The sequence below is a fragment of the Lentzea aerocolonigenes genome (genome assembly GCF_000974445.1).
In the GTDB taxonomy this organism is placed as follows: domain Bacteria; phylum Actinomycetota; class Actinomycetes; order Mycobacteriales; family Pseudonocardiaceae; genus Lentzea; species Lentzea aerocolonigenes.
This window is the reverse complement of sequence record NZ_BBOJ01000014.1, coordinates 430,214-451,659: the sequence shown is the minus strand read 5'-3', so window position 1 is coordinate 451,659 and position 21,446 is coordinate 430,214. Positions and strand designations below refer to the sequence as shown.

Here is a 21,446-nt window from a genome sequence, read left to right as displayed (position 1 = left end):
ACCGACAGCGGAAACTCAGCCTTGAGGGCGGCGATGATCTGGGTTTTCACCCTCGCCCCTGCTCCCTCAAGGCCCGCAATTTTTTCAGGTAGGCGACTTCCGCGGACAGCAGCAGGTTCTCCGCCCGCAACCGTTCCAGCTCACTGTCGGCAGGCGCGGACGCACCACCGGCAGGACGGCCCTTCCGCTTGGGCCGCAACGCTTCCTCGCCCTCACTGCGATACGCCCGACCCCAGGTCTCGACCAGCTTGGGCGAGGACAGACCGTGCTCGCGCGCCAGCTCGAGCGCCGTCGCCTCACCACTGACATACCGGCGCACGACCTCGAGCTTGAACTCGAACGTGAACGACGGCTTGCCCGGCTTCCTCATCAGCGCTCCCGCGCTCCGCAGCATCCAACGATCACGCAAGCGTCGCACCGCCGTCGGCGACACACCCAACCGGGTCGCCACAGCCTTCGCGCCATACCCGTTCTCGAACAACACGACAGCGGATGCCCGCTCCCGCTCAGACAACGAACTACCTGGATGCACCCCACCACTCCCCGGAGAGCCGGAACTGGATTCCCAGTCCAACTTCCGGGGAGCGGTTCATCCACGTCAGGTGGATGTGAAGGCGCCCTTCATCACTCACATCAGCGCGGCGATCCGGCGCGCCACGTCCTCGGAGCGTTCCAGCGGCAACATGTGCCCCGCCTTCGGGTAGATCACGAACTCCGCCGACGGCAACGCCTCCGCCAGCACCCGTGAATGCCGCAGAGGCGTGAGCACGTCCCACGACCCGGCCATCACGACGGTGGGCACGTCCGACAGCACCGCGAGCGCCTCCCGCCGCTGGTGCAGCGTCAGCTCCTCGCGGATCCCGACGAACGCCGCACCGCTCGTGTTGCCCGCCATCGCCGCGGCGGCCCGCACGTCGGCCCAGCGCGGCCGATGCCCGAACGTCACTCTCAGGCCAGGCGTGATCAAGCGGCCGAACCCGACCTTCGGCCGCCTGATCAGCCATCGCCCGGCGAGCAGCTCCGCGCCGCTCTGCCCGGGCAGGTCCCCGCACGACGTGGCGATCAACGCCACCCCCGTCACGCGCGAGAACAACTCGGGACGCTGCTCAGCCAGCGCCATGATCGTCATGCCACCGAGGGAATGCCCGGCCAGCACGATCCGCCCGCTCGGGACGCGCTCCTCCAGCACCGCCGCCAGGTCGTCGGCGAGCTCGGAGATCGTCCCCGCGCCGGTGGACTTCCCGTGCCCGCGCACGTCGTACCGGACCACCCGCCCGGGCAGAGCGGCTGCGACGCGGTCCCACGTCGTGAGGTCCATCGTCCAGCCGTGCAGCAGAACCGCGGTCACGCCGGAGGTCGAGTCTCCCGACTCGACGACGTTCAGCCGATCAAGAACGAACGACGCCACGAGCGCATCCCCGGCTTTCCGACGAGTCCGGCCTCTTCCAGGAACGACATGATCCGTTCCCCCGACCAGCGAATGGTCTCCTGGAACCGCGGGTTCGCCAGCGCCTGACGACGGGCCTCCCGCACATCGAGCCCCACAGCGGCGTACACGGCCGGGTTGATGATCGTGCGAGTGATCATCATCGACACGTACCCGATGAGCCACTTCTGGTACGGCAACTCGAAACCGCGGAGGTCCGCCATCCCGCGCACCAGCTCCTCACGCGCGAACCGCACGTGCCGAGCCTCCTCCAACACGTGGATCCGGTTCACCATCCGCACGATCGGCTGGATCGTGTCGTCGTTCATCGCCTCGCGCTGCAACCGGTCGAGGATCTCCTCGGCGACCAGGATCGACCCGTACATCGCCGGCCCGTACCCGATCGCCGGCAGCAGCTTCCCCAGCCGGTGGGTCGAACGAACAGGTCCGTACGGCGGGCACCCGATCCGTTCCACGAGCCGGGCGAACATCGTCGAGTGCCGGCACTCGTCGGCCACCTCGGTCAGCGCGTACTGGGCGTGCCGCGAGGTCGGGTCGGTGTTGTAGACGACCTTGACCAGCATCTGCATGAGCAGCAGCTCGAACCACAGCCCGACCGACGCGATCGAGGCCAGCTCGTGCTTGGACAGCTCGATGCGCTGCTCGTGCGTCAACGAGTCGTAGAGAGGCGTGCCGTAGAGCGAAATGCGCTGTTCAGGGATGTAGAAGAGCCCGTCGACCAGAGGCGCGGACCAGTCGATGTCCACCTCGGGGTCGTAGAACTTCTCGGCGGACGACTTGAGCAGCCTCTCCGCTGTCTTCTCCCGATCGGCGACCCTCATCGGTTGCCCTCCCCGGTAAGTGTTACTTGAGGTAACGGTTACTTCTGGTAGCGTGCGTCACATGGCACGCACTGTCAAGGGGCCGGACGCGCGACGCGAACGCTGGAAGGGGCATCGCGAGCAGCGCAGGGCGGAGTTCGTGGAGGCCACGATCGCCGCCGTCGCCAAGAAGGGCCCCGACGTCGGCATGGAGGACGTGGCCGCGGAGGCCGGCGTCAGCAAACCCGTGCTGTACCGGCACTTCACCGACAAGTCGGACCTGTACCTGGCCGTGGGCCAGCGGGCCACCGAGCTGCTGATGGAACGGATGAGCCCGGCGCTCGCCACCGACGGCCCGATCAAGGACCGCATCCGCAGGATCGTCGACGCCTACCTGTCCGTCGTCGAGGACAACCCGAACCTCTACCGGTTCGTGGTGAAGGGGTCCTTTGTGGACCGGCCGGTCGAGAAGGACGTGGTGCAGGAGGACAAGAACCTCATCGCGAACACCCTCGCCCGCATCCTCGGCGACTACCTGCGGGCGTTCGACATGGACTCGGGCGGCGCCGAGCCGTGGGCGCACGCGCTCGTCGGCATGGTGCAGAACGCGGGCGACTGGTGGCTCGACCGCCAGACCATGTCGCGCGAGAACCTCAGCGACTACCTCGCCACGATCATCTGGCACGCGATCGACGGGCTGTTGCGCTCGGCGGGCGTCCAGGCGGACCCGGCGAAGCCACTCACCCCACTCCGATTGGTGGACTAGATGAGCGAGCACGACGAAGACGGCTACACCGGCGAAGCCGTCCTGGTCTTCGGCACCGACGAGGTCGCGGTGAGCGTCGAGCTGCGCGGCTACTTCCAGCCGATCGACGGCCGCTACCACTGGTACGGCCGGGTGAAGAAGAACGACGAGGTCACCAGCCGTGTCGAGGCGGGCGCGCGCACCGCGTTGCTGCGCACCCCCACCGGGCAGGCGGAGGGCGCGCTGACCGACCCCGACCCGTGGGGCCGCTACCGCGTCGGCGGCGTCTCCACCCCGCCGTACCGGATCGAAGAACCCGCCGAACACTGAAGAAGCCCCGGTCAGAGCTGACCGGGGCTTCTTCGTTCAACGACCTCAGGCGCCGAAACCGACCTTGCGCGAGTCCTGCGGGCCGATCTCCACGTACGCGACGCGGCCAGCGGGCACGACGAACCGCGCACCCTTGGCGTCCACCAGCGACAGCACGCTGGACTTGCCGGACACCGCGTCCGCCACCAGAGCCTCAACGTCCGACGGGTTGAGCTCACTGGTCACGACGAGTTCCCGCGGGCTGTCCGCGACGCCGATCCTGACCTCCACGCTGACCTCCGTGCTCAAAGAGAAAAACTGATCCCGAGCCTACCTAGCCCAGACCCAGCTGCGTCATGCGCCGCGCGTGGGACTGCTGGAGCCGGCGGAACAACTGACCGATCCCGGCGAGGTCTCCCGAGCCCCGCACGATGAGCTCCGACAGCCCGTCCCGCTCCGCCACCACGTACTGGGCCTGCGTCAACGCCTCGCCGAGCAGCCGGCGGCCCCACAGCGCGAGCCGGTCGCGCACCCGCGGATCCGACTCGACGGCGGCCAGGACTTCGCGCTCAGCGAACGCCGAGTGGCCCGTGTCGGCGAGCACGGCGAGCACCAGCTCGCGCGTCGGCTCGTCGAGCCACTCCGCCACCTCGCGGTAGAAGTCGGCGGCCAGGCCGTCGCCCACGTACGCCTTCACGAGCGACTCGAGCCACGACTTGGGGCTCGTCGACTCGTGGAACGCGTCGAAGCCCTTCACGAACGGCGCCATCGCGTCCTCGACCTTGAGGCCCTCGGCGGCGAGGTACTTCTGCAACAGCGTGAAGTGACCGATCTCCGCGGCGGCCATCTGCGCCAGCGCGGCACGCCCGGCCAATGTCGGCGCAGAACGCGAGTCCTCCGTCATCCTGTCGAAGGCCGAGAGCTCGCCATATGCGAGCGCTCCGAGAAGATCGACAACACCCTCCGCAACACCCATGAGACCGAACTCTAGTGGTGAACCGGGTCTTGCCAGCTAGAATGGTCCCGGACGCCCGGCGTGACGAGTGTGACGAACCGCCGCGAGGCGCACGAAATGGTGCGCGTACACCTTTCCCGCAGCTGCTCATCGAGCGCGGTCGAGAGGCCCGGCCAGGGCTCGTACGCGCTTGGTACGAGAGAGGCTGATCACCCTGACCGCTGAAGTAGAAGCACATCTGGACCCGGTCCTCCTGGAGCACAGCGAGGCCGGAGTACCCGAAGAGGACACGTCGCACCCGCTGCTGGCAGACGCCCCGGTGCAGTCCGAATCCCCCACGTTCGCCGAGCTGGGAGTGCGTGACGAGATCGTCAGGGCACTCGGCGAGGCCGGCATCGTCCGCACGTTCGCCATCCAGGAGCTGACGCTCCCCATCGCCCTCGCCGGCGACGACGTCATCGGCCAGGCGCGCACCGGCACCGGCAAGACCCTCGGGTTCGGCGTGCCGCTGCTGCACCGCATCGACACGCCCGGCGACGGCACCCCGCAGGCCCTTGTGGTCGTTCCCACCCGTGAGCTGTGTCTCCAGGTCGCGCACGACCTCACCGACGCGTCGAAGCACCTCGGGGTCAAGGTCGCCGCGATCTACGGCGGCATCCCCTACGAGCGGCAGATCGCGCAGCTCCGCAAGGGCGTCGACGTCGTCATCGGCACGCCCGGCCGCCTGCTCGACCTCGCCGAGCAGCGTCACCTGGTGCTCGGCAAGGTCCGCATGCTGGTGCTCGACGAGGCCGACGAGATGCTCGACCTGGGCTTCCTGCCGGACATCGAGCGCATCCTGACCATGGTTCCCGACGAGCGGCAGACGATGCTGTTCAGCGCGACCATGCCCGGCCCGATCATCACGCTGGCCCGCACGTTCCTCACTCAGCCGACGCACATCCGCGCCGAGGAGAACGACGCAGGTCAGACGCACGAGAACACCTCGCAGTTCGTCTACCGGGCGCACTCGATGGACAAGCCGGAGATGCTGGCCCGCGTGCTGCAGGCCCGCGACCGGGGTCTGACGATGGTCTTCGCCCGCACCAAGCGGACGGCGCAGAAGGTCGCCGACGACCTGACCGAACGCGGGTTCGCCGCGGCCGCCGTGCACGGTGACCTGGGCCAGGGCGCTCGCGAGAAGGCGCTGCGGGCGTTCCGCGCCGGCAAGGTCGACGTGCTGGTGGCCACCGACGTCGCCGCGCGCGGCATCGACATCGACGACGTCACGCACGTCATCAACTACCAGTGCCCCGAGGACGAGAAGACCTACGTCCACCGCATCGGCCGCACGGGCCGTGCCGGGCGCACGGGTGTCGCCGTCACGTTCGTCGACTGGGACGAGACGAACCGCTGGCAGGTGGTCAACGACCTGCTCGGTCTCGGCCAGCCGCTGCCGGTGGAGACGTACTCCACCTCCGACCACCTGTTCGCCGACCTGGGCATCCCGTCCGGTTCCACGGGCCGGTTGCCGATGAGCCACCGCACCCGCGCCGGCCTGGACGCCGAGGAGGAGGAGAACCTCGACACCGGCAAGCGCAAGCGCCGTCGTCGCACGGGCTCCACTCGTGGCGCCGAAGCGGCACCGGAGGCGAACGAGGAGACCCGGCCGAAGCGCTCCCGCTCGCGCACCCGCAGCCGCGCCGGTGTGCCGGTCGAGGGTGAGCAGGCCGACTCAGCCGCCGCCGAGGCGTCGGACAAGACCCCGTCCGACAAGCCCCGCAGGCGTCGGCGTCGCCGAACCTCTGCCGAACAGGCCGCACCTTCGGCAGACTGATCGCCATGTCGTCCCCCGGTTCCGACGTCACCGAGATCGAGGACGTCCTCGACGAGCCAGCGCACGAGACCGCGTCCGGTGCCGCGCCCGTCGTCGAACGTCCGCCAGCCAGGTCGTGGCGCACCCGCGCCGACTTCGTCGCGGTCGCGCTGATCGCCGTGGTGTCGCTCGTCGCGTCCGTGCTGACCTGGGCGTTCAGCGATGCTCGTGCCACGACGTCGGTCACCGGGCCGTCGTCGTGGGATCCGCTGCCCGAGGTGACCGCGCTGCCTCCGTCGCTCGCCGAGGTGTGGCGTGCGAAGAGCGGCGCGACCCAGTCCCCCGTGGTCGTGCTGACCCCGTCGAAGGACACGGGCGAGGAGAAGCCGTCGACGGTGGTGACCGGCGACGGCGGCGAGGTCAACGGGCGCGACCCCCTCACGGGTGACGTCCGGTGGACGTACGAGCGCGATCTGCCGCTGTGCGTGGTGAGCACGGGCTGGGGCCGCGCCATGGCCCTGTACTCGAAGGGCACGAACTGCTCGGAGCTCACCTCGCTCGACGGTGTCACCGGCGAGCGGCGGGCGCAGCGCAACGGCGACGCGGAACCGGGCACGGCGCTGCTCAACGAGGGTTCACACCTCATCGCGACCGGGTCGAAGTACCTCGAGGTCTACCGGCGCGACGACCTGGTGAAGTCGCTGGAGTACGGCAGCCTGCGCGCGATCGTGAACCCCGGCAAGCAGCCGCGGGTCGGGTGCGCGTTCGGCTCGGTCGCGGTGTCGTCCGGCAAGTTCGCGCTGATCGAGCGCTGCCCGGACGACAGCTCCGACCGGGTCTCGGTGCTCAAGCCGAACCCGGACAAGTCCGACGAACCGAAGGTGTTCACGAGCGTCGTCACCGCCGGCAAGAACGCGCAGGTCGTGGCCGTGACGGACAAGCTCGCCGCGGTCGCGTTGCCGAACCCGAGCCGGATCGCGGTGTACGACGCCGAGAGCGGCGCCCTGGTCACCGAGACGCCGGTCGACGTGCCCGCGGCGGACTTCGTCGAGCCGCCGAACCACGTGGCGCGCTCGTTCTCGACCAAGACGAACGTGTTCTGGTTCTCCGGTTCGAAGACGATCGCCCTGGCGCTCGACACGCTCACTCCACAGTGGACGGCCGAGGGCACGCTGGGTGCCGGCACGACCCTCGCGGGCCGTGCGCTCATCCCGGTGAAGGACGGCCTTCGGGTGTACGAGCAGACCACCGGTCAGCTCGTGGGCACGATCCGGGTGAACCGCGAGGGCCACACCGGCCCTGTGCAACTCGCCACAGCCGGTCCCGTCGTGCTGGAGCAGCGTGGCGAAACCCTGGTCGCACTGCGATAGTTCCCTCGTGTACTCGCAGCTCAGCCCGCACCGGGCGCAACGTGTCGACCTGCCTGGCCGTTACGGCACCATCGCGGCGCTGCGCGCGCCCGCCGTGGGCGACGACGCGTTGCGCACGACAGCGCTGCTGGTGCCGGGCTACACGGGTTCCAAAGAGGACTTCGCGCCGATGATCGACTCGATCGCGGACGCCGGTTTCGAGGTGCTGGCGATCGACCTGCCGGGCCAGCAGGACTCGCAGGGCCCTGACGACGAGGCGCTCTACCGGCCGGGTCCGCTCGGGTCGGTGATCGCCGAGCTGATCGAGAAGATCGCGGCGGACGGCCGGAAGGTCCTGTTGCTCGGCCACTCCTACGGTGGTCTCGTATCGCGGGCCGCGGTGTTCGCCGGTGCCCCGATCGCCGGTCTCACGCTGATGTCGTCGGGTCCGTCCGAACTGCCCGCCGGCGAGCGCCGCACGGTGCTGGAGGTCGGCGAGCACGTGCTGGCCGAGCAGGGCGTCGAGGGCACGCACAGGCTGAACGAGCTGCGGTCGTCGCAGAACCCGGCGTGGGTGGCGCTTCCGCAGGAGCTGAAGGACTTCTACCGCAGCAGGTTCCTGAAGTCGCCTGCCGCGGCGCTGCTCGGCATGGGCAACGGCCTGCGCTACGAACCGGACCAGGTCGCGAAGCTGGCCCGCACGCTGCGGTCGTCCGGCACCCCGTGCCTGGTGGTGTGCGGTGACGCCGACGACGCGTGGAGCCCAGCCGCTCAGCGCGACATGGCCGAGCGGCTGGACGCGGACTTCGCCGTGCTGCCCGGTGTGATGCACTCGCCGAACACCGAGGCACCTCACGAGCTCATCGCCACGCTGTTGCCGACGTGGCGGGCCTGGCTCAGCTCGTGATCAACCGCATCACGGCTGGAAGGTGATCTCGCGCTCGTCGTGGGCGGAGTACGGGTTGGTGTAGAGGCTGGTCCTCACGTACGCCTTGCCCCAGATGAACGCCTTTTCCTGTGCGGTGGCGGTGATCGTGGTGGTCTCGGTCTTGTTCGTGCACGGCACGGTCTTGTTGGCGAAGCCCTTGGCGAGACCGCCGAGGACCGCCTGGTTGATGTCCACGCTCAGGCTGGACGTCAGGCCGGAGTTCGTCGGGCAGTTGTAGGTCACCGTGATCTCGACCGCCGCACCCCACGCCTTGATCTTGGCGGGCGACTCGGTCTTGACCGTCCCCGCGGCCGGCGAGTCGGAGCTCACGTCCGCCATGACCGGCATGACGGACGCGAGGACCGCGCCTCCCATCGCGGCGACGACCGCCAGCGTCTTGCCCCCGGAAACCTTCTTCATCCTGCTGTCCCCTCAGACATTCCGTCCCTCGTGGACGGAAACCCCAGACCGGCGCAGAGGCCGACGACGATGAGCACGACGGGCAGGTGCCACAGGAAGTCGAAACCGCTGTGCACCAGCACGACGACGACAGCCGCCACCGACCCGCCCCACAACGGGGTTCCGCGCCCTCGCCACACGGCGACCAGCACGGCGGCAACGATCCCCAGCACCAGCAACAGCCCGACGGCCCCGAGCTCCACGAGCACCTGGAGGTACTCGTTGTGCACGTAACGCATGACGAGCACGCCCCGGTCTCCCGCGTTGAAGAAGAAGGACGCGTGTCCCGGCCCGGTGCCGAACAACGGCGCCCGCGCGACCATGTCCAGCGCGGCTCCGGTGGCCCCGCTGCGATCCGGTGAGCTGAACGAGATCCGCGACGCCAGCCTGTCCGCGAACCCGAACGCCGCCATCGCGCCACCAGCGGCGAGCAGCACCGCGAGCGGCACCGCGAACCGTCCCACCCTGGGCAGACCGAGTGCCACCAGCGCACCCGCGACCAGTCCCGCGACCTCGAGCACCGGCTGCGGCTCGTCGGCCACCCGGATCGACGGCAACAGCGCGCTCACCGCGACCACGGCCCCGAGCAACGGTGGCGTGGCGGTCTCGACGGTCTTCCGGAAACCCTGGCACACGCACAACACCAGCAACCCCGCTGCCAGCGCGATCACCCCGGCGCGGCTCATCGTCGCGCCGATCCCGGTGCACAGCAGGAAAGTCACCGTCGAGTTGACCAGTGAAGGCTTCAGGACCAGCGACAACACCGCCGCGGCGGCCATCACCGCGGCGGCGGCGTTCGGGTAGGTCAACGTCGACGCGGCCCGCGACAGCCCTTCGGCGACCGTCGTCCAGGACGGGATCCGGAACACCACGGCCACCCACCCGGTGAGCCCGACCAGGGCCGCGGTTCCGGTGATGATCGTGGCGAGCAGCTCGCGTTGTCCCTGATCAGCCTGTGCCGCCACGAGAACGGCGCCGACGAGGACGCCGGCCGCGGCCACCGCCGGCAGCGCCGCCGTCACGTCACCGTCGAACAGCCCACGCACCACGGCCCACAGCGCGAACGCTCCGCCAAGTGCCGCAACGAAGTTCATCCTGGGACGTGCCAGGACGACGGCGATGCCGACCAGCAGGCCGGACGTCACGCGGCCCGGCAGGTAGTACCCGCCCTGCGCCACGACGGCGGCCGCGAGTCCCGCGACCACCAGCAAACCCGGTAGCGGCAACGCGACCGAATTCCGGCGCGCGCCAACGACGTCCCCCACGACCACTGGAGCTCCCCCAAGCTCAGACGTCCACCTCCCCCAAGGCGGACCGACAAACACTGTAGGGGCACGTGATGCCGTTGCGGAAGGACCAACTGTGCAAGACCGCGGTGAATGTCCCCCGGCCCGTGGCACCGGTGGTGTGCGGCGACTCCGACGACGAGTGGAGCCCAGCCGCTCAGCGCGACATCGCTGAGCGGCTGGGCTCCGACCTCACCGCGGCTGACGTCCTGATCAGTACGAGAGCCTGATCACGGCCTCGTGGGACGCGGTGTTCGGGTACGCGTTGAGGTTGGCCTGCGCGAACGCGTCGACCGGCCAGAACGCCAGGTTCTGCGCGGTGACGGTGACCTTGGTGGTCTCGAACCCGCCCGTGCAGGTGACCTGCTTCGAACCGCTGCCGGAAGCGATGCGGCCCAGCACGTTCTGGCTGAGGTTCACGTACACGTACGGCTGCGACGAGCCCGGCGGGCACGCGTAGGTGACCGGCACCTCGACCGCCGCGCCCCACGCCTTGAGCTTGCCCGGCGCCTCCACTCTGACCGCCGACAAGGAAGGCGACTGCGCGCTCACCTCGGCCATGACCGGCGCGACGGAGGCGAGAACCGCCCCGCCCGCAACGGCGGCCACGGCCAGCGTCTTGCCCCCGGAGAACTTCTTCATGCTGTTGTCCCCTCAACTTCTCCGTCCCTCGTGGACGGAAATCCCAGACCGGCGCAGAGACCGGCGACGATCAACACGACGGGCAGGTGCCACAGGAAGTCGAAACCGCTGTGCACCAACACGACGACGACCGCCGCCACCGCCCCTGCCCACAACGGTGTCCCGCGCCCGCGCCACAGTGCGATGAGCACCGCCGCGACGACCCCCAGCGCCAGCAGCAGGCCCACCGCCCCCAGTTCGACGAGCACCTGGAGGTACTCGTTGTGCACGTAACGCATGACACGGGTGCCTTCGTTGCCCCGCGCGAAGAAAAAAGATCCATTTCCTGGCCCGACGCCCAGCACGGGCGACTTCGCGACCAGCTCCAGCGCGGCCTGCGCGGCCTGGCTGCGGTCCGGTGAGCTGAACGAGACCCTGGTGGACAGCCGGTCCGCGAACCCGGCGGCCGCGGCCGCACCACCGGCCGCCAGCAGCACCGCGACCGGCACCACGAACCGTCCCAGCCTGCGCAGACCCAGTGCCACCAGGGCACCCGCGACCAGCCCGCCCACCGCGACCAGGACCTGCGGCTCGTCGGCCACGCGCATCGTCGGCAGCAGTGCGGCGACCGCGACCGCGGCACCGAGCAACGGCGGTGCGGCGGCGATGACGGTCGTCTTGAAGCCGCGGCACACGCACAGCACCAGCAGCCCTGCCGCCAGCGCGATCACGCCCGCGCGGCTCATCGTGGCGCCGATCCCGGTGCACAGCAGGTAAGTCAGCCCCATCGTCGGCAGTGTCGGTCGCAGCACCAGTGACAACACCGCGGCCGCCGCCATCACCGCGGCGGCGGCGTTCGGGTACGTCAGCGTCGAGGCCGCCCGCAGCAGTCCTTCCGCGACTGTCGTCCAGGACGGCACGCGGAACACCACGGCGACCCATCCGGTGAACGCGACCAGCCCACCGACGCCGACGACCACTGTGGCCAGCAGCTCGCGTTGTTCCTGATCAGCCTGTGCCGCAACGAGAACGGCACCGACGAACACGGCGGCGGCTGCCACGGCCGGCAACGCGGACAGCACGTCACCCTCGATCAACCCGCGCGCGGCAGCCCACAGCGCGAACGCTCCACCAAGTGCCGCAACGAGATTCGGCCGAGGGCGGGCGAGGACGACGGCCACACCGACCAGCAGACCGGACATCACCCGGCCGGGCAGGTAGTACCCGCCCTGCGCGACGACGGCGGCGGCGAACCCGGCGACCACCAGCAACACCGGAAGCGGCAACGTCACCGATTCCCGGCGCGCGCCAACGACATCCCCTGCGACCACTGAATTTCCCCCAGTGCTTCGAATCCGCCTCCCCAAGCGGATTGAGAGCACACTGTAGGTGCCGGGGGCTCCTGGCGGAAGTGCGGAGTCGTCTCAGCTCAGCAACACCGCGGCGAACGCGCCGAGCAACATGAACGGCCCGAACGGCAGGGTGCTCTTGAGCGTCACCTTCCGCAGGAGCAACAGGACCAGTGACACGACGGCCGACAGGATGAACGCCAGTGCGGCGCCGAGCAGCAGCACCGGCCAGCCCAGCCAGGCGAGCGCCATCCCGATGACACCGGACAGCTTCACGTCGCCGTAGCCCATCCCGGCCGGGTTGACGAACTCCAGCACCCGGTAGACGAACGCGAGGGTGAGGCCGCCGAGCACCGCGCGGCCGAGCGCGCCGATCGTGCCGCCGGTGAGCGCGGCCACCGTCAGCAGGATCAGCACCGCCGGGTACGCGGGCAGCGTCAGCACGTCCGGCAACCGGCGCACGGCCGTGTCGATGAACGCCAGCGCGACACCCACCGCGCCCAGGCACGCGAACGCGAGGACCTCCACCGAACCGGCGAACTTGATCGCGAGCACCGCCAGCACCGCCGCCGACACCAGCGGCAACGCGATGCCGGTGCGCGTGAACCGGTTGACGAGCTCGCGCAGCGCGACACCGGAGGCGAGTCCGCCCACGGCGCCGCCGACGGCCCAGAGAACAGTCATGCGACCGAAGGTAAGGGCCACTCGCTCTCAACGGAACGTGACAGCTCCAGGTATGGCCGAGAGGTCGACAGCGTGTCCCCCGATCGACCGACATGTCCCCCGAAGTGCGGGTTCGTTACACCTCTTCGTCCGATACCGAACCCGATCGTCCGTCACGCAGAGTTGCGGAGTCCTGAAAACCGGATCCTTCCCACAGGAGACCGCCATGCTCACCTTCCTCAGCTACGTGCAGACCTTCCTCACCCGCACCCGGCGCGAAGAGAACGATCGGGGCGCGACCGCCGTCGAGTACGGACTGATGGTCGCCCTCATCGCCATCGTCATCATCGCCGCGGTGACGCTGCTCGGCACGAACCTCGCCGCACTGTTCCAGCAGATCGCGGACGCGCTCTAGTGACGACGCGTCGGCGTGATCGGGACCGCGGCGCCACCGCCGTCGAGTACGGACTGATGGTGGCGTTGATCGTGGTGGCGGCGATGGTCGCCATCACCGCCGTCGGCGACAACATGGCCGCGATGTTCGAGTTCATCGCCGACGTCATCGATGGCTGAAGTCTCCTGTCCCGCGCGGCCGGCCACCCCCCTCGGCCGGCCGCGCACCTTTCTTCGGAGCGGTCATGACCAAGAAAGCTCGCGATCGCGGCGCGACCGCTGTCGAAGTCGCCTTGCTGATGCCGATTCTGCTGATGCTGGTGATGGGCATCGTCGACTTCGGGCGCGCGCTGCACGCCCAGATCACCCTCACCCAGGCGGCACGTGAAGGCGTGCGCGTCGCCGCGTTGAAGCAGTCCGGTGCCGGCACCCGCACCCAGAACGCCGCCACCGGGTTGTCCGGTGTCGGCGTCTCGGTCACCGCCTGCCCTTCGAGTTCCGGCGGCAGTTCCAGTGCCGAGGTGCAGGCCACCTACACGTTCAACTTCATCACGCCGGTCGGCGGTCTCGCCGGGATGTTCGGCGGCGGTGGCTTCGGTTCACCGATCACCTTGAGCGCCAAGGGGGTCATGCCGTGCGAAGGCTGAGGACCGACGACCGCGGCGCGCTCGGCGTGCTGATCGCCATCCTGCTCGGGTTCGGCGTCCTGCTGGGCATGGGCGCGATCGTCATCGACACCGGCATGCTCTACCAGGAGCGCGCGGAGCTGCAGAACGGTGCCGACGCGGGTGCGCTCGCCGTGGCGCAGGGCTGCGCCAAGGGTGCGTCGACCTGCCTGGTGAACAAGGCGAACTACTACGCCAACCACAACGCCAAGGACAACGTGTCCACTGTGGACCAGGTGTGCGGGTTCGACGGGAACGGCGTGCTGTCCTCGTGCGGCGCCTCCGCCGGCACGATGATCGACTGCCCGGCCAAGCCCGCCGCAGGCACCAAGTACGTGGACGTGCACACCTCGACGCAGACGGCCGGTGGCGACACGCTGCTGCCACCCGCGTTCGCCAGGGCGTTGGCGGGCAACAGCGCCTACGACGGCACTCGCGTGCACGCCTGTGCCCGAGCCACCTGGGGCCCGCCGAAGACAGCGACCACCATCGCGCTCACGATCTCGTGGTGCGAGTGGTCGACCGCGACCTCCGGCGGCACGGTCTACGGCCCCACCCCACCGGCCACGCCACCGCTGTCGGCGCACCGGGTGCTGAAGCTGCACACCACCAGCGGCACCGGATGCCCGAGTGGCCCGTCCGGCTCCGACGGCCCCGGTGAGTTCGGCTGGGTCGACGAGGCCGACAGCGACTGCTCGGTGCTGATCACCAACAACACCTACAGCTCGGACACCGGTACCTCGGCCGGCAAGGACTGCAAGGCCGCACTTCAGGCTTCCTGGTCGTCCCACGAGCCCGTCTGGTTGCCGGTCTACAAGAACGTGAGCGGCACCGGCACCGGTGGCACCTACACGCTGACCGGGTTCGCGGGGTTCGTGATCACCGGGTACTGGATCCCCGGCGCGTCGCAGAAGGACTGGCTGACCGGCAAGAACGAGTGCACCGGCTCGGACAAGTGCATCGCCGGCTACTTCGTCCAGGGCCTGATTCCCACCACCGGCACCATCGGCGGCCCCGACCTCGGTGCCCGCATCGTCCAGCTCACCGGCTGAAACCCAGGAGTAGTCATGAAGAACCGCGCATTCATCATCATCCTGGCGGTGTTGCTGGCCGTCTGCGGCAGCGCCGGGGTGTTCCTCTACGTCCGTGCCGCCGACTCGCGGGCGATCGCGGGGCAGCAGGCCGTGACGGTGCTGGTCGCGAAGGAACGCATCCCGGCGGGCACCAGCGCCGAGGCGTTGAAAGAGCTCGTCGAGACGCAGCAGATGCCCAAGAGCAGCGTTCCCGCCAACACGATGTCCGAAGTGGACTCGTCGCTGACGAAGCTCGTGACGTCGTCGGAGATCGCGGAGGGACAGCTGGTCACGAAGACGCTGTTCACCGAGGAGGCCTCGCTCGCCAAGGGCATCTCGATCCCCGACGGGATGATCGCGGTGACCGTGCCGACGGAGGCGTGGCAGCGAGCGGGCGGCCTCATCCAGAAGGGTTCGAAGGTCGCGGTCTTCGACACCTTCACCGTGATGGACGGCAAGGGCAACACACCGGCCGGTGACGGTCTTTCCAAGCAGTACGAACGAAACCAGTCCACCCGCCTGCTGCTGACCGGCCTCGAGGTCCTCTCCGTCGTCGACGAGAAGAAGGCCGCGGAGGACGGCGACGTCGGCAAGGCCATCGTCACCGTCGCGGTGAAGCAGGCGGACGCGGAGAAGCTCATCCACGGCCAGCAGACGGGAACGCTCTACTTCGCGCTGCTCGGCGGCAAGTCCGAGATCGCGCCGGGCAACGGCGTCGACAACCGCTCCCTGTTCGGAAACTGAGGCGTGCCATGACGATTCTGTGCGACCCGGCCGCCCGTGCCGGACAGCTCTCCCCCGCCATCGGTGCCGTCGGCAGCGACGTCCTCACCGCGGCCACGCTCTCCGAAGCCGGCCGGTTGCTCGCCGCCGACCCGTCTGAGCTGCTCGTCGTCATCGGCGCGGCCATCGACCTGAACGAGGCGCTGTCGTTCACCGAGGCGCTGCGGGTCGACCGTCCCGTGGTCGGCGTGGTGCTGCTGCGCGAGGTGCTCGACGTCGGGGTGCTGACGCGGGCGTTGCGCGCGGGTGTTCGTGAGGTTGTCGCGCGGGACGACCTCGCGTCCCTGGCCGATGCCTGTGCTCGCTCGCGGGCGTTGTCCGCGCAGGTCACCGGGGTACCGCAGCCCCGGGTCGACGAGCGCAGGCACGGCCAGGTGATCACGGTCTTCTCCGCGAAGGGCGGGTGCGGCAAGACCACGCTCGCGGTGAACCTCGCCTCGGTGCTCGCCGCCGGTGGTGCGCGGTCGGTGTGCCTGGTGGACCTCGACCTCGCGTTCGGCGACGTCGGCATCTGCCTGCGGGCGGAGCCGGTCCGCACGATCGTGCACGGGCTCGGCATGCTCGGTCACGTCGACGTGACAGGCGCGTCGTCGCTGCTCACGGCGTGCCGGCCGGGGCTGAGCGCGCTGCTCGCGCCCGTCGAACCCGGTGACGCGGAACGGATTCCGGCGTCGCTGGTCGGCGAGCTGCTGGAGGTGCTGCCGACGATGTTCGACTACGTCGTGGTGGACACGCCGTCCGCGTTCAGCGAGCACGTGCTGGCCGCGATGGACGCCTCGCACCACCACGTCCTGCTGACCACGCCGGACGTGCCCGCGCTGAAGAACCTGCGCGTGACGCTCGACATGCTGGACCTGCTGTCGTACGCGCACGACATCCGGTCGGTCGTGCTGAACCGGTCCGACGCGAAAGTCGGCCTGACGATGGACGACATCGACCGCGTTGTGCGCAGCGACATCCGCGCGCACGTGCCGTCCAGCCGGGACGTGCCGATCTCCGTCAACAAGGGCAACCCGATCGTCCTCGACCTGCCGAAGCACCCGGTGAGCGAGGCCATCTCGCGGTTCGCCCGCGAGCACGTGCTCGCCGAGCCCGTCGTCGCCGCGAAGTCCTCGAAGAGGTGGTTCCGTTGAGCCTGGCCAATCGCATTGCCGCACAACGGGAATCCGTGTCGCCCACACCGGTGGCGCGCCGTCACACCCGTGCCGCGGACCCGTTCGCCGAGGTCAAGCGCAGCGTGCACGCGGGTCTGCTGGAGGTGCTCGGCCCCAAGCTCTACGACGCGCACCTCGACCAGCGCGAGCTGGAAACCCGTGTGCGCCAGACGTTGCAGGCCGTGCTGGAACGCGACGAGACGCCGCTGACCAACGCCGACCGGGCCCGCATCGCCCTGGAGGTGCTGGACGAGATCCTCGGTCACGGCCCGCTGGAGCCCTACCTGCGGGACCCCGGCATCTCCGAGATCATGGTGAACGGCCACGACCAGGTCTACGTGGAACGCGCGGGCCGGCTGGAACCGGTGCCCGTGGCGTTCGCCGACGAGTCGCACCTGCGCCGCACGATCGACAAGATCGTCGCCAAGGTCGGCCGCCGGGTGGACGAGGCCTCGCCGATGGTCGACGCCCGCCTGCCCGACGGCAGCCGCGTCAACGCCGTCGTGCCGCCGATCGCGCTGGACGGCTCGGTGCTGACGATCCGCAAGTTCGCCGCGGACCCGTTCACCGTCGACGACCTGGTCGGCTTCGGCACGCTGACGCCCGCGACCGCGTACCTGCTCCAGGCGTGCGTGCACGGGCGGATGAACATCCTGATCGGGGGCGGCACCGGCTCCGGCAAGACGACGTCGCTGAACGTGCTGTCGTCGTTCGTGCCGGCCGACGAACGCATCGTCACCATCGAGGACGCCGCCGAGCTCCAGCTGCGCCAGGACCACGTGCTGCGCCTGGAGGCCCGCCCGCCGAACGTGGAGTCGCGCGGTGAGGTGGCCGTGCGGGACCTGGTCCGCAACGCGCTGCGCATGCGGCCGGACCGGATCATCGTCGGCGAGGTGCGCGACGGTGCCGCGCTGGACATGTTGCAGGCCATGAACACCGGTCACGACGGCTCTATCACCACGGTGCACTCGAACTCGCCGCGCGACTCGTTGTCCCGCCTGGAAACCATGGTGCTGATGGCGGGCGTCGACCTGCCGGCGCGGGCGATCCGCGAGCAGATGGCGTCCGCGATCGACGTGATCGTGCACCAGTCGCGGCTCAAGGACGGCACGCGGCGGATCACCCACATCACGGAGGTCATCGGGATGGAGGGCGAGATCGTGACGCTGCAGGACATCTTCCAGTTCGACTTCCACGCCGGGGTCGACGAGCGCGGCTTCTACCGGGGCCAGCTCCAGTCGACCGGGCTGCGGCCGCACTTCGTGGAACGGTTGCGGGACCGCGGGGTCGACGTTCCTCCGCACCTGTTCGTGGGTGGTGTGCGATGAAGCGGGTTCTCGCGGGGTTCCTCGTCGGCGCGCTGCTGACGTTCGTGTTCACGGCTTTCGCTTCTGCCGCACCGTCTCGCGGGGTGGTCGTGCTGCTCGACACCAGCGGCTCGATGGCACCGGACCGGATCGTGGTGGCACGACAGGCGATCGCGACCTACGTCTCGGGTCTGCCCGCGGACGTGCAGGTCGGTCTCGTGACGTTCTCCTCACAGCCGTCGCTCGTGCTGGCACCGACCGCGGACCGCGGTGCGGTGGGTGCGGCACTGGATCGCTTGCAGGCAAAGGGAGACACGTCGTTGTTCGACGCCGTCCCGGTCGGGCTGTCCGCGTTGCAGGGCATCTCGGAGCGGCGGATGGTGATCGTGTCCGACGGCGAGGACACGGTCAGCAAGTCCACTGTGGACGCTGCGGTCTCCGCTGTCGCCGCCGCCGGTGTGCCGACCGACGTGATCGGGTTCCAGTACAGCGACGACGCGCTGGGCCGGATCGCCGCGGCGGCGGGTGGACGTCTGCTGACGGCCTCGGACGCCTCCGCACTGGCCGCCGCGTTCGCCGCGCTGGTCGTGCCGTCCTCGGTTCCTCCTGAGCCCACCGCTGTCGCGACGCCTGAGCCGGCGCCCGCGCCCGTCGCCGTGCCCGCTCCGACGCCGGGGCTGAACTGGCAGACGATGACGCTGATCGCCGGCACGTTCCTCGTGGTGTTCGTCGTCGTGATGACGATGCTGACGCCGCGTCGTTCCGCGACGGGCCGCAAGCTCGAACGGCACCTGGAGCACTACGGCGCGCAGGAAGCCGCCGCCGCACCGGAGGAGAACCAGGCAGCGCAGACCGCCGTGGTGTGGACACGCCGGATCATGAGCGACGTCAGCGCTGCCCGTCTGTCCGATCGGCTGGACCTCGCGGGGATGAAGGCGAGCCCGGCGGAGTGGACGTTGCTGCGGATCTGCACCGCAGCGGGGCTCGCCGCGCTGCTCACCGTGGTGACGACCGGGTGGATCGGTGTGCCGGTGGGCGCGCTGCTCGGCTGGCTCGCGACGGCGTTGGTGATGAAGATGCGGACCTCCAAGCGCCGTGCGGCGTTCGCCGACCAGCTGCCGGACGTGCTGCAGCTGATCGCGAGCTCGTTGCGCTCGGGTTTCTCGCTGGCCCAGTCCATCGACGCGGTCGTGCGGGACGACACCCAGCCGACCGCGGGCGAGTTCTCCCGCGCGCTGGCCGCCACCCGCATCGGCGCCGAGCTGGAGGACGCCCTCGACCTCGTGGCGCTTCGGATGCGCAGCGCGGACCTCTCGTGGGTCGTGATGGCGGTCCGGATCCAGCGCCAGGTCGGCGGCAACCTCGCCGAGGTGCTGATGACCACCGTGACGACCATGCGCGACCGGTCCCAGACCCGGCGGCACGTCCGCGCGCTGTCGGCGGAGGGCCGCCTGTCCGCCTACGTCCTGGTCGGTCTGCCGATCGGCCTGGCCGCGTTCCTGTTCTGGATCCGGCCGGAGTACATGCGGCCGCTCTACACGACGTTGATCGGCATCGTGATGCTCGCGTTCGCCGCCGTGATGGTCGTCCTCGGCTCGTTGTGGATGCGCAAACTCGTGCGCGTGGAGGTGTGACATGGCGCTTGTCATCGGACTGGGCTGCCTTCTGCTCGCTCTCGCCCTGGGCGTCGTCGCCATCGTGCTGAAGCCGCGCGTCACGGCCGCCGGCTCCCTGGCGTTGATCGAGACGAGCTACTCGGCGTCCGTCGTCTCGACCGACCAGGCCGCCGTCGTCTCGCCGAGCTGGCTGCGGCTGATCGCGCTGAGGCTGTCCCCGGCCGGCGTGACCAACCGGCTGCAGTGCCGCCTCGACCTGGCCGGCAACCCGCCGACCTGGACCCCGGACCGAGTGCTCGCCGCCAAGGGCCTCTGCCTGCTGGTAGGCGCCGGCCTCGGTGGCGTGCTGGGCCTCCGTTCGGCGGGCTGGCTGATCACCGGCCTGGCGGTCGGCGCGGTCTTCGGGTTCTTCCTGCCCGACCTGCTGCTGCTCAACGCGGGCCAGAAGCGCCAGACCCTGATCAGGCGAGCGCTGCCGGACGCCCTCGACATGCTGACCGTGTGCGTCGAGGCAGGCCTGGGCTTCGACGCGGCCCTGGCCCAGGTCGCCCGCAACACCGCGGGCCCGCTGGCCCAGGAGTGCGCCCGCGTCCTGCAGGAGATGCAGATCGGCAAGTCGCGCAACGAGGCCCTGCGCGCCCTGACCGCACGAACCACCGTCCCGGAGCTCCGATCGTTCGTCTCGGCCCTCGCTCAAGCGGGTGAACTTGGTGTCCCGATCGCCGCGGTTCTGCGCGAACAGGCCCGCGAAATGCGCGTCCGCCGCCGCCAGCGAGCGGAGGAACAGGCCCAGAAGGTCCCGGTGAAAATCCTGTTCCCGCTGATCGCGTGCCTGTTCCCGGCCATGTTCGTCATCATCATCGGCCCAGGCGTGATCAGCATCGCCCGAGTCCTGACGAGCCTCTGACAGCCCCTACCCCGATGGGACCAAAGGCTCTATTGGTCCCTTCGGTGTAACCAACGGAGACGTCCGATACGACATGCGGGTTGAACCTTCAACGAGAGGGGGCGACTCATGGCGATCAAAGTTGTCGTCGTCGACGGACACACGCTCACCCGCTTCGGCCTGACAACGCTCGCCGCCGCGCACCCCGACCTGGAGGTGGTCGCGGAGGCGAGCACAGCAGCCGAGGCCCCAGACGTGATCGCGGCAGCCTCCCCAAACGTCGTGACGGTGGCCGTGGGCCTCCCCGACGCCGACGGCCTCCGCCTGGCCCGCGACCTCCGCGACCGCTACCCGGCGCTGGGCATAGTCGTGCTGACCGCCCAAGGCGAGGACGACGTGCTGTTCCGAGCCCTGGAAACCGGCGCCTCGGCCTTCGTGGGCAAGACCGCCCCGGTGGAAGAAATCCTCTGCGCCATCAGACACGCCGCAGTGGCAGCCTCGTCCTTCACCGCAGCGGGCCTGGCCACCGCCATGGCCCGCCGCCAGTCCACAGCAGCCCGCCTGGCCCTGAGCCCACGCGAACGCGAGGTGCTCATGCTCCTGCGCGACGGCGTGTCCATCCCGGCCATCGCCCGCACGCTGTACGTCTCCCCCTCGACGGCCAAGACCTACGTGTCCCGCCTGTACGAGAAGCTGGGAGCCTCGAACCGGGCGCAGGCGCTGATGGCGGCGTTGAGGAACGGCCTGATCAAGAGCGACGCGGCGAGCGCGTGAGCCCTTTGCCAGCCGGTCCCCACGTCACACTGGCCAGAACCAGCGAACTCCTCGCCCCGGTCCCCGCCGTCAGGCCGACCGGGCTACCG

General features: G+C 69.6%; 26 protein-coding genes and 1 pseudogene. 16 read left to right on the top strand and 11 right to left on the bottom strand.

The window, feature by feature from the left end:
- Nucleotides 1-46 precede the first annotated feature (46 nt).
- From AOM45_RS27695 to AOM45_RS27685, 4 genes and pseudogenes are all read right to left on the bottom strand, one after another.
- Complete coding sequence (locus tag AOM45_RS27695; protein ID WP_236703849.1) at nt 47-370, bottom strand: helix-turn-helix domain-containing protein; 324 nt, start codon at nt 368-370, stop codon at nt 47-49.
- 33 nt (nt 371-403) lie between these two features.
- Nucleotides 404-532, bottom strand: a pseudogene (locus AOM45_RS54030) (helix-turn-helix domain-containing protein); the annotation flags it as partial.
- A 96-nt stretch (nt 533-628) separates the two neighbouring features.
- Nucleotides 629-1,408, bottom strand: coding sequence for an alpha/beta fold hydrolase (locus AOM45_RS27690; RefSeq protein WP_030474072.1), 780 nt, complete (start codon nt 1,406-1,408; stop codon nt 629-631).
- Nucleotides 1,381-2,268, bottom strand: coding sequence for an AurF N-oxygenase family protein (locus tag AOM45_RS27685; RefSeq protein WP_030474073.1), 888 nt, complete (start codon nt 2,266-2,268; stop codon nt 1,381-1,383). The genes AOM45_RS27690 and AOM45_RS27685 overlap by 28 nt, the downstream gene beginning before the upstream one ends.
- A gap of 61 nt (nt 2,269-2,329) precedes the next feature.
- Here AOM45_RS27685 and AOM45_RS27680 point away from each other — a divergent pair, with 61 nt between their 5' ends.
- Nucleotides 2,330-3,013 carry a TetR/AcrR family transcriptional regulator gene (locus tag AOM45_RS27680; RefSeq protein WP_156094481.1) on the top strand — a complete coding sequence of 228 codons (684 nt, stop codon included), beginning with the start codon at nt 2,330-2,332 and terminating at the stop codon, nt 3,011-3,013.
- Nucleotides 3,014-3,322, top strand: a complete 309-nt coding sequence (locus AOM45_RS27675; RefSeq protein ID WP_030474075.1) for a DUF4873 domain-containing protein — start codon at nt 3,014-3,016, stop codon at nt 3,320-3,322.
- A gap of 45 nt (nt 3,323-3,367) precedes the next feature.
- Here AOM45_RS27675 and AOM45_RS27670 read toward each other — a convergent pair whose 3' ends face one another.
- Nucleotides 3,368-3,592 (bottom strand): DUF3107 domain-containing protein, encoded by a 225-nt coding sequence (locus AOM45_RS27670; RefSeq protein ID WP_030474076.1) that lies wholly within the window; start codon nt 3,590-3,592, stop codon nt 3,368-3,370.
- Nucleotides 3,593-3,635: 43 nt separating this feature from the next.
- The gene (locus tag AOM45_RS27665) at nt 3,636-4,277 is read right to left on the bottom strand and encodes a ferritin-like fold-containing protein (RefSeq protein WP_030474077.1); all 642 of its coding nucleotides are present in this window, start codon (nt 4,275-4,277) and stop codon (nt 3,636-3,638) included.
- A 169-nt stretch (nt 4,278-4,446) separates the two neighbouring features.
- On the opposite strand from AOM45_RS27665, the gene AOM45_RS27660 reads away from it, so the two are divergent.
- The 3 genes from AOM45_RS27660 to AOM45_RS27650 are packed head-to-tail and all read left to right on the top strand — an operon-like array spanning nt 4,447 to nt 8,307.
- Nucleotides 4,447-6,072, top strand: coding sequence for a DEAD/DEAH box helicase (locus tag AOM45_RS27660; RefSeq protein WP_081902845.1), 1,626 nt, complete (start codon nt 4,447-4,449; stop codon nt 6,070-6,072).
- Nucleotides 6,073-6,077: 5 nt separating this feature from the next.
- Nucleotides 6,078-7,421 (top strand): Rv3212 family protein, encoded by a 1,344-nt coding sequence (locus tag AOM45_RS27655; RefSeq protein WP_051784837.1) that lies wholly within the window; start codon nt 6,078-6,080, stop codon nt 7,419-7,421.
- Between the two features lie 7 nt (nt 7,422-7,428).
- Entirely contained in the window at nt 7,429-8,307 is an 879-nt protein-coding gene (locus tag AOM45_RS27650; protein WP_030474080.1) for an alpha/beta fold hydrolase, read from the top strand.
- Nucleotides 8,308-8,316: 9 nt separating this feature from the next.
- On the opposite strand, the gene AOM45_RS27645 is transcribed toward AOM45_RS27650, so the two are convergent.
- Both AOM45_RS27645 and AOM45_RS27640 read right to left on the bottom strand, forming a co-directional pair.
- Nucleotides 8,317-8,748 (bottom strand): hypothetical protein, encoded by a 432-nt coding sequence (locus AOM45_RS27645; protein WP_030474081.1) that lies wholly within the window; start codon nt 8,746-8,748, stop codon nt 8,317-8,319.
- The gene (locus tag AOM45_RS27640; protein ID WP_156094482.1) at nt 8,745-10,052 is read right to left on the bottom strand and encodes an O-antigen ligase family protein; all 1,308 of its coding nucleotides are present in this window, start codon (nt 10,050-10,052) and stop codon (nt 8,745-8,747) included. The genes AOM45_RS27645 and AOM45_RS27640 overlap by 4 nt, the downstream gene beginning before the upstream one ends.
- A gap of 74 nt (nt 10,053-10,126) precedes the next feature.
- Here AOM45_RS27640 and AOM45_RS27635 point away from each other — a divergent pair, with 74 nt between their 5' ends.
- Nucleotides 10,127-10,303 (top strand): hypothetical protein, encoded by a 177-nt coding sequence (locus AOM45_RS27635; RefSeq protein WP_156094483.1) that lies wholly within the window; start codon nt 10,127-10,129, stop codon nt 10,301-10,303.
- On the opposite strand, the gene AOM45_RS27630 is transcribed toward AOM45_RS27635, so the two are convergent.
- The 3 genes from AOM45_RS27630 to AOM45_RS27620 form a co-directional block, all read right to left on the bottom strand.
- A complete protein-coding gene (locus AOM45_RS27630; protein ID WP_030474084.1) occupies nt 10,287-10,715 on the bottom strand; it encodes a hypothetical protein in 429 nt (142 codons plus the stop codon). The genes AOM45_RS27635 and AOM45_RS27630 overlap by 17 nt on opposite strands.
- Nucleotides 10,712-12,025 carry an O-antigen ligase family protein gene (locus tag AOM45_RS27625; RefSeq protein WP_156094484.1) on the bottom strand — a complete coding sequence of 438 codons (1,314 nt, stop codon included), beginning with the start codon at nt 12,023-12,025 and terminating at the stop codon, nt 10,712-10,714. The genes AOM45_RS27630 and AOM45_RS27625 overlap by 4 nt, the downstream gene beginning before the upstream one ends.
- Before the next feature lie 93 nt (nt 12,026-12,118).
- Nucleotides 12,119-12,727, bottom strand: coding sequence for a prepilin peptidase (locus AOM45_RS27620; protein ID WP_030474086.1), 609 nt, complete (start codon nt 12,725-12,727; stop codon nt 12,119-12,121).
- A gap of 205 nt (nt 12,728-12,932) precedes the next feature.
- Here AOM45_RS27620 and AOM45_RS27615 point away from each other — a divergent pair, with 205 nt between their 5' ends.
- The 10 genes from AOM45_RS27615 (at nt 12,933) to AOM45_RS27575 (ending at nt 21,357) form a co-directional block, all read left to right on the top strand.
- The gene (locus AOM45_RS27615) at nt 12,933-13,121 is read left to right on the top strand and encodes a Flp family type IVb pilin (protein ID WP_030474087.1); all 189 of its coding nucleotides are present in this window, start codon (nt 12,933-12,935) and stop codon (nt 13,119-13,121) included.
- Entirely contained in the window at nt 13,121-13,279 is a 159-nt protein-coding gene (locus tag AOM45_RS51130; RefSeq protein WP_156094485.1) for a Flp family type IVb pilin, read from the top strand. The genes AOM45_RS27615 and AOM45_RS51130 overlap by 1 nt, the downstream gene beginning before the upstream one ends.
- A 65-nt stretch (nt 13,280-13,344) precedes the next feature.
- On the top strand, nt 13,345-13,746 hold the full coding sequence (locus AOM45_RS27610) for a TadE/TadG family type IV pilus assembly protein (protein WP_030474088.1): 402 nt from the start codon (nt 13,345-13,347) through the stop codon (nt 13,744-13,746).
- Nucleotides 13,734-14,816, top strand: a complete 1,083-nt coding sequence (locus AOM45_RS27605; RefSeq protein WP_030474089.1) for a TadE/TadG family type IV pilus assembly protein — start codon at nt 13,734-13,736, stop codon at nt 14,814-14,816. Before AOM45_RS27610 ends, AOM45_RS27605 begins: the two co-directional genes overlap by 13 nt.
- 15 nt (nt 14,817-14,831) lie before the next feature.
- Complete coding sequence (cpaB, locus tag AOM45_RS27600) at nt 14,832-15,581, top strand: Flp pilus assembly protein CpaB (RefSeq protein WP_030474090.1); 750 nt, start codon at nt 14,832-14,834, stop codon at nt 15,579-15,581.
- Nucleotides 15,582-15,589: 8 nt separating this feature from the next.
- The gene (locus AOM45_RS27595; protein WP_051784838.1) at nt 15,590-16,753 is read left to right on the top strand and encodes a CpaE/TadZ family protein; all 1,164 of its coding nucleotides are present in this window, start codon (nt 15,590-15,592) and stop codon (nt 16,751-16,753) included.
- The gene (locus AOM45_RS27590; protein WP_030474092.1) at nt 16,750-18,102 is read left to right on the top strand and encodes a TadA family conjugal transfer-associated ATPase; all 1,353 of its coding nucleotides are present in this window, start codon (nt 16,750-16,752) and stop codon (nt 18,100-18,102) included. The genes AOM45_RS27595 and AOM45_RS27590 overlap by 4 nt, the downstream gene beginning before the upstream one ends.
- Nucleotides 18,099-19,715 (top strand): VWA domain-containing protein, encoded by a 1,617-nt coding sequence (locus AOM45_RS49880; protein WP_051784839.1) that lies wholly within the window; start codon nt 18,099-18,101, stop codon nt 19,713-19,715. Before AOM45_RS27590 ends, AOM45_RS49880 begins: the two co-directional genes overlap by 4 nt.
- Before the next feature lies 1 nt (nt 19,716).
- Nucleotides 19,717-20,604, top strand: coding sequence for a type II secretion system F family protein (locus AOM45_RS27580; RefSeq protein WP_030474094.1), 888 nt, complete (start codon nt 19,717-19,719; stop codon nt 20,602-20,604).
- A 108-nt stretch (nt 20,605-20,712) separates the two neighbouring features.
- Nucleotides 20,713-21,357 (top strand): response regulator transcription factor, encoded by a 645-nt coding sequence (locus AOM45_RS27575; RefSeq protein WP_030474095.1) that lies wholly within the window; start codon nt 20,713-20,715, stop codon nt 21,355-21,357.
- Nucleotides 21,358-21,446 lie beyond the last annotated feature (89 nt).

Coding starts and splice junctions, on each gene's coding strand:
- cpaB (WP_030474090.1), top strand. CDS start 14,832: ATGAAGAACCGCGCATTCATCATCATCCTGGCGGTGTTGCTGGCCGTC.
- AOM45_RS27615 (WP_030474087.1), top strand. CDS start 12,933: ATGCTCACCTTCCTCAGCTACGTGCAGACCTTCCTCACCCGCACCCGG.
- AOM45_RS27665 (WP_030474077.1), bottom strand. CDS start 4,277: ATGGGTGTTGCGGAGGGTGTTGTCGATCTTCTCGGAGCGCTCGCATAT.
- AOM45_RS27575 (WP_030474095.1), top strand. CDS start 20,713: ATGGCGATCAAAGTTGTCGTCGTCGACGGACACACGCTCACCCGCTTC.
- AOM45_RS27610 (WP_030474088.1), top strand. CDS start 13,345: ATGACCAAGAAAGCTCGCGATCGCGGCGCGACCGCTGTCGAAGTCGCC.
- AOM45_RS27645 (WP_030474081.1), bottom strand. CDS start 8,748: ATGAAGAAGGTTTCCGGGGGCAAGACGCTGGCGGTCGTCGCCGCGATG.
- AOM45_RS27685 (WP_030474073.1), bottom strand. CDS start 2,268: ATGAGGGTCGCCGATCGGGAGAAGACAGCGGAGAGGCTGCTCAAGTCG.
- AOM45_RS27675 (WP_030474075.1), top strand. CDS start 3,014: ATGAGCGAGCACGACGAAGACGGCTACACCGGCGAAGCCGTCCTGGTC.
- AOM45_RS27595 (WP_051784838.1), top strand. CDS start 15,590: ATGACGATTCTGTGCGACCCGGCCGCCCGTGCCGGACAGCTCTCCCCC.
- AOM45_RS27655 (WP_051784837.1), top strand. CDS start 6,078: ATGTCGTCCCCCGGTTCCGACGTCACCGAGATCGAGGACGTCCTCGAC.
- AOM45_RS49880 (WP_051784839.1), top strand. CDS start 18,099: ATGAAGCGGGTTCTCGCGGGGTTCCTCGTCGGCGCGCTGCTGACGTTC.
- AOM45_RS27695 (WP_236703849.1), bottom strand. CDS start 370: ATGAGGAAGCCGGGCAAGCCGTCGTTCACGTTCGAGTTCAAGCTCGAG.
- AOM45_RS27635 (WP_156094483.1), top strand. CDS start 10,127: ATGCCGTTGCGGAAGGACCAACTGTGCAAGACCGCGGTGAATGTCCCC.
- AOM45_RS27680 (WP_156094481.1), top strand. CDS start 2,330: ATGGCACGCACTGTCAAGGGGCCGGACGCGCGACGCGAACGCTGGAAG.
- AOM45_RS27620 (WP_030474086.1), bottom strand. CDS start 12,727: ATGACTGTTCTCTGGGCCGTCGGCGGCGCCGTGGGCGGACTCGCCTCC.
- AOM45_RS27580 (WP_030474094.1), top strand. CDS start 19,717: ATGGCGCTTGTCATCGGACTGGGCTGCCTTCTGCTCGCTCTCGCCCTG.
- AOM45_RS27630 (WP_030474084.1), bottom strand. CDS start 10,715: ATGAAGAAGTTCTCCGGGGGCAAGACGCTGGCCGTGGCCGCCGTTGCG.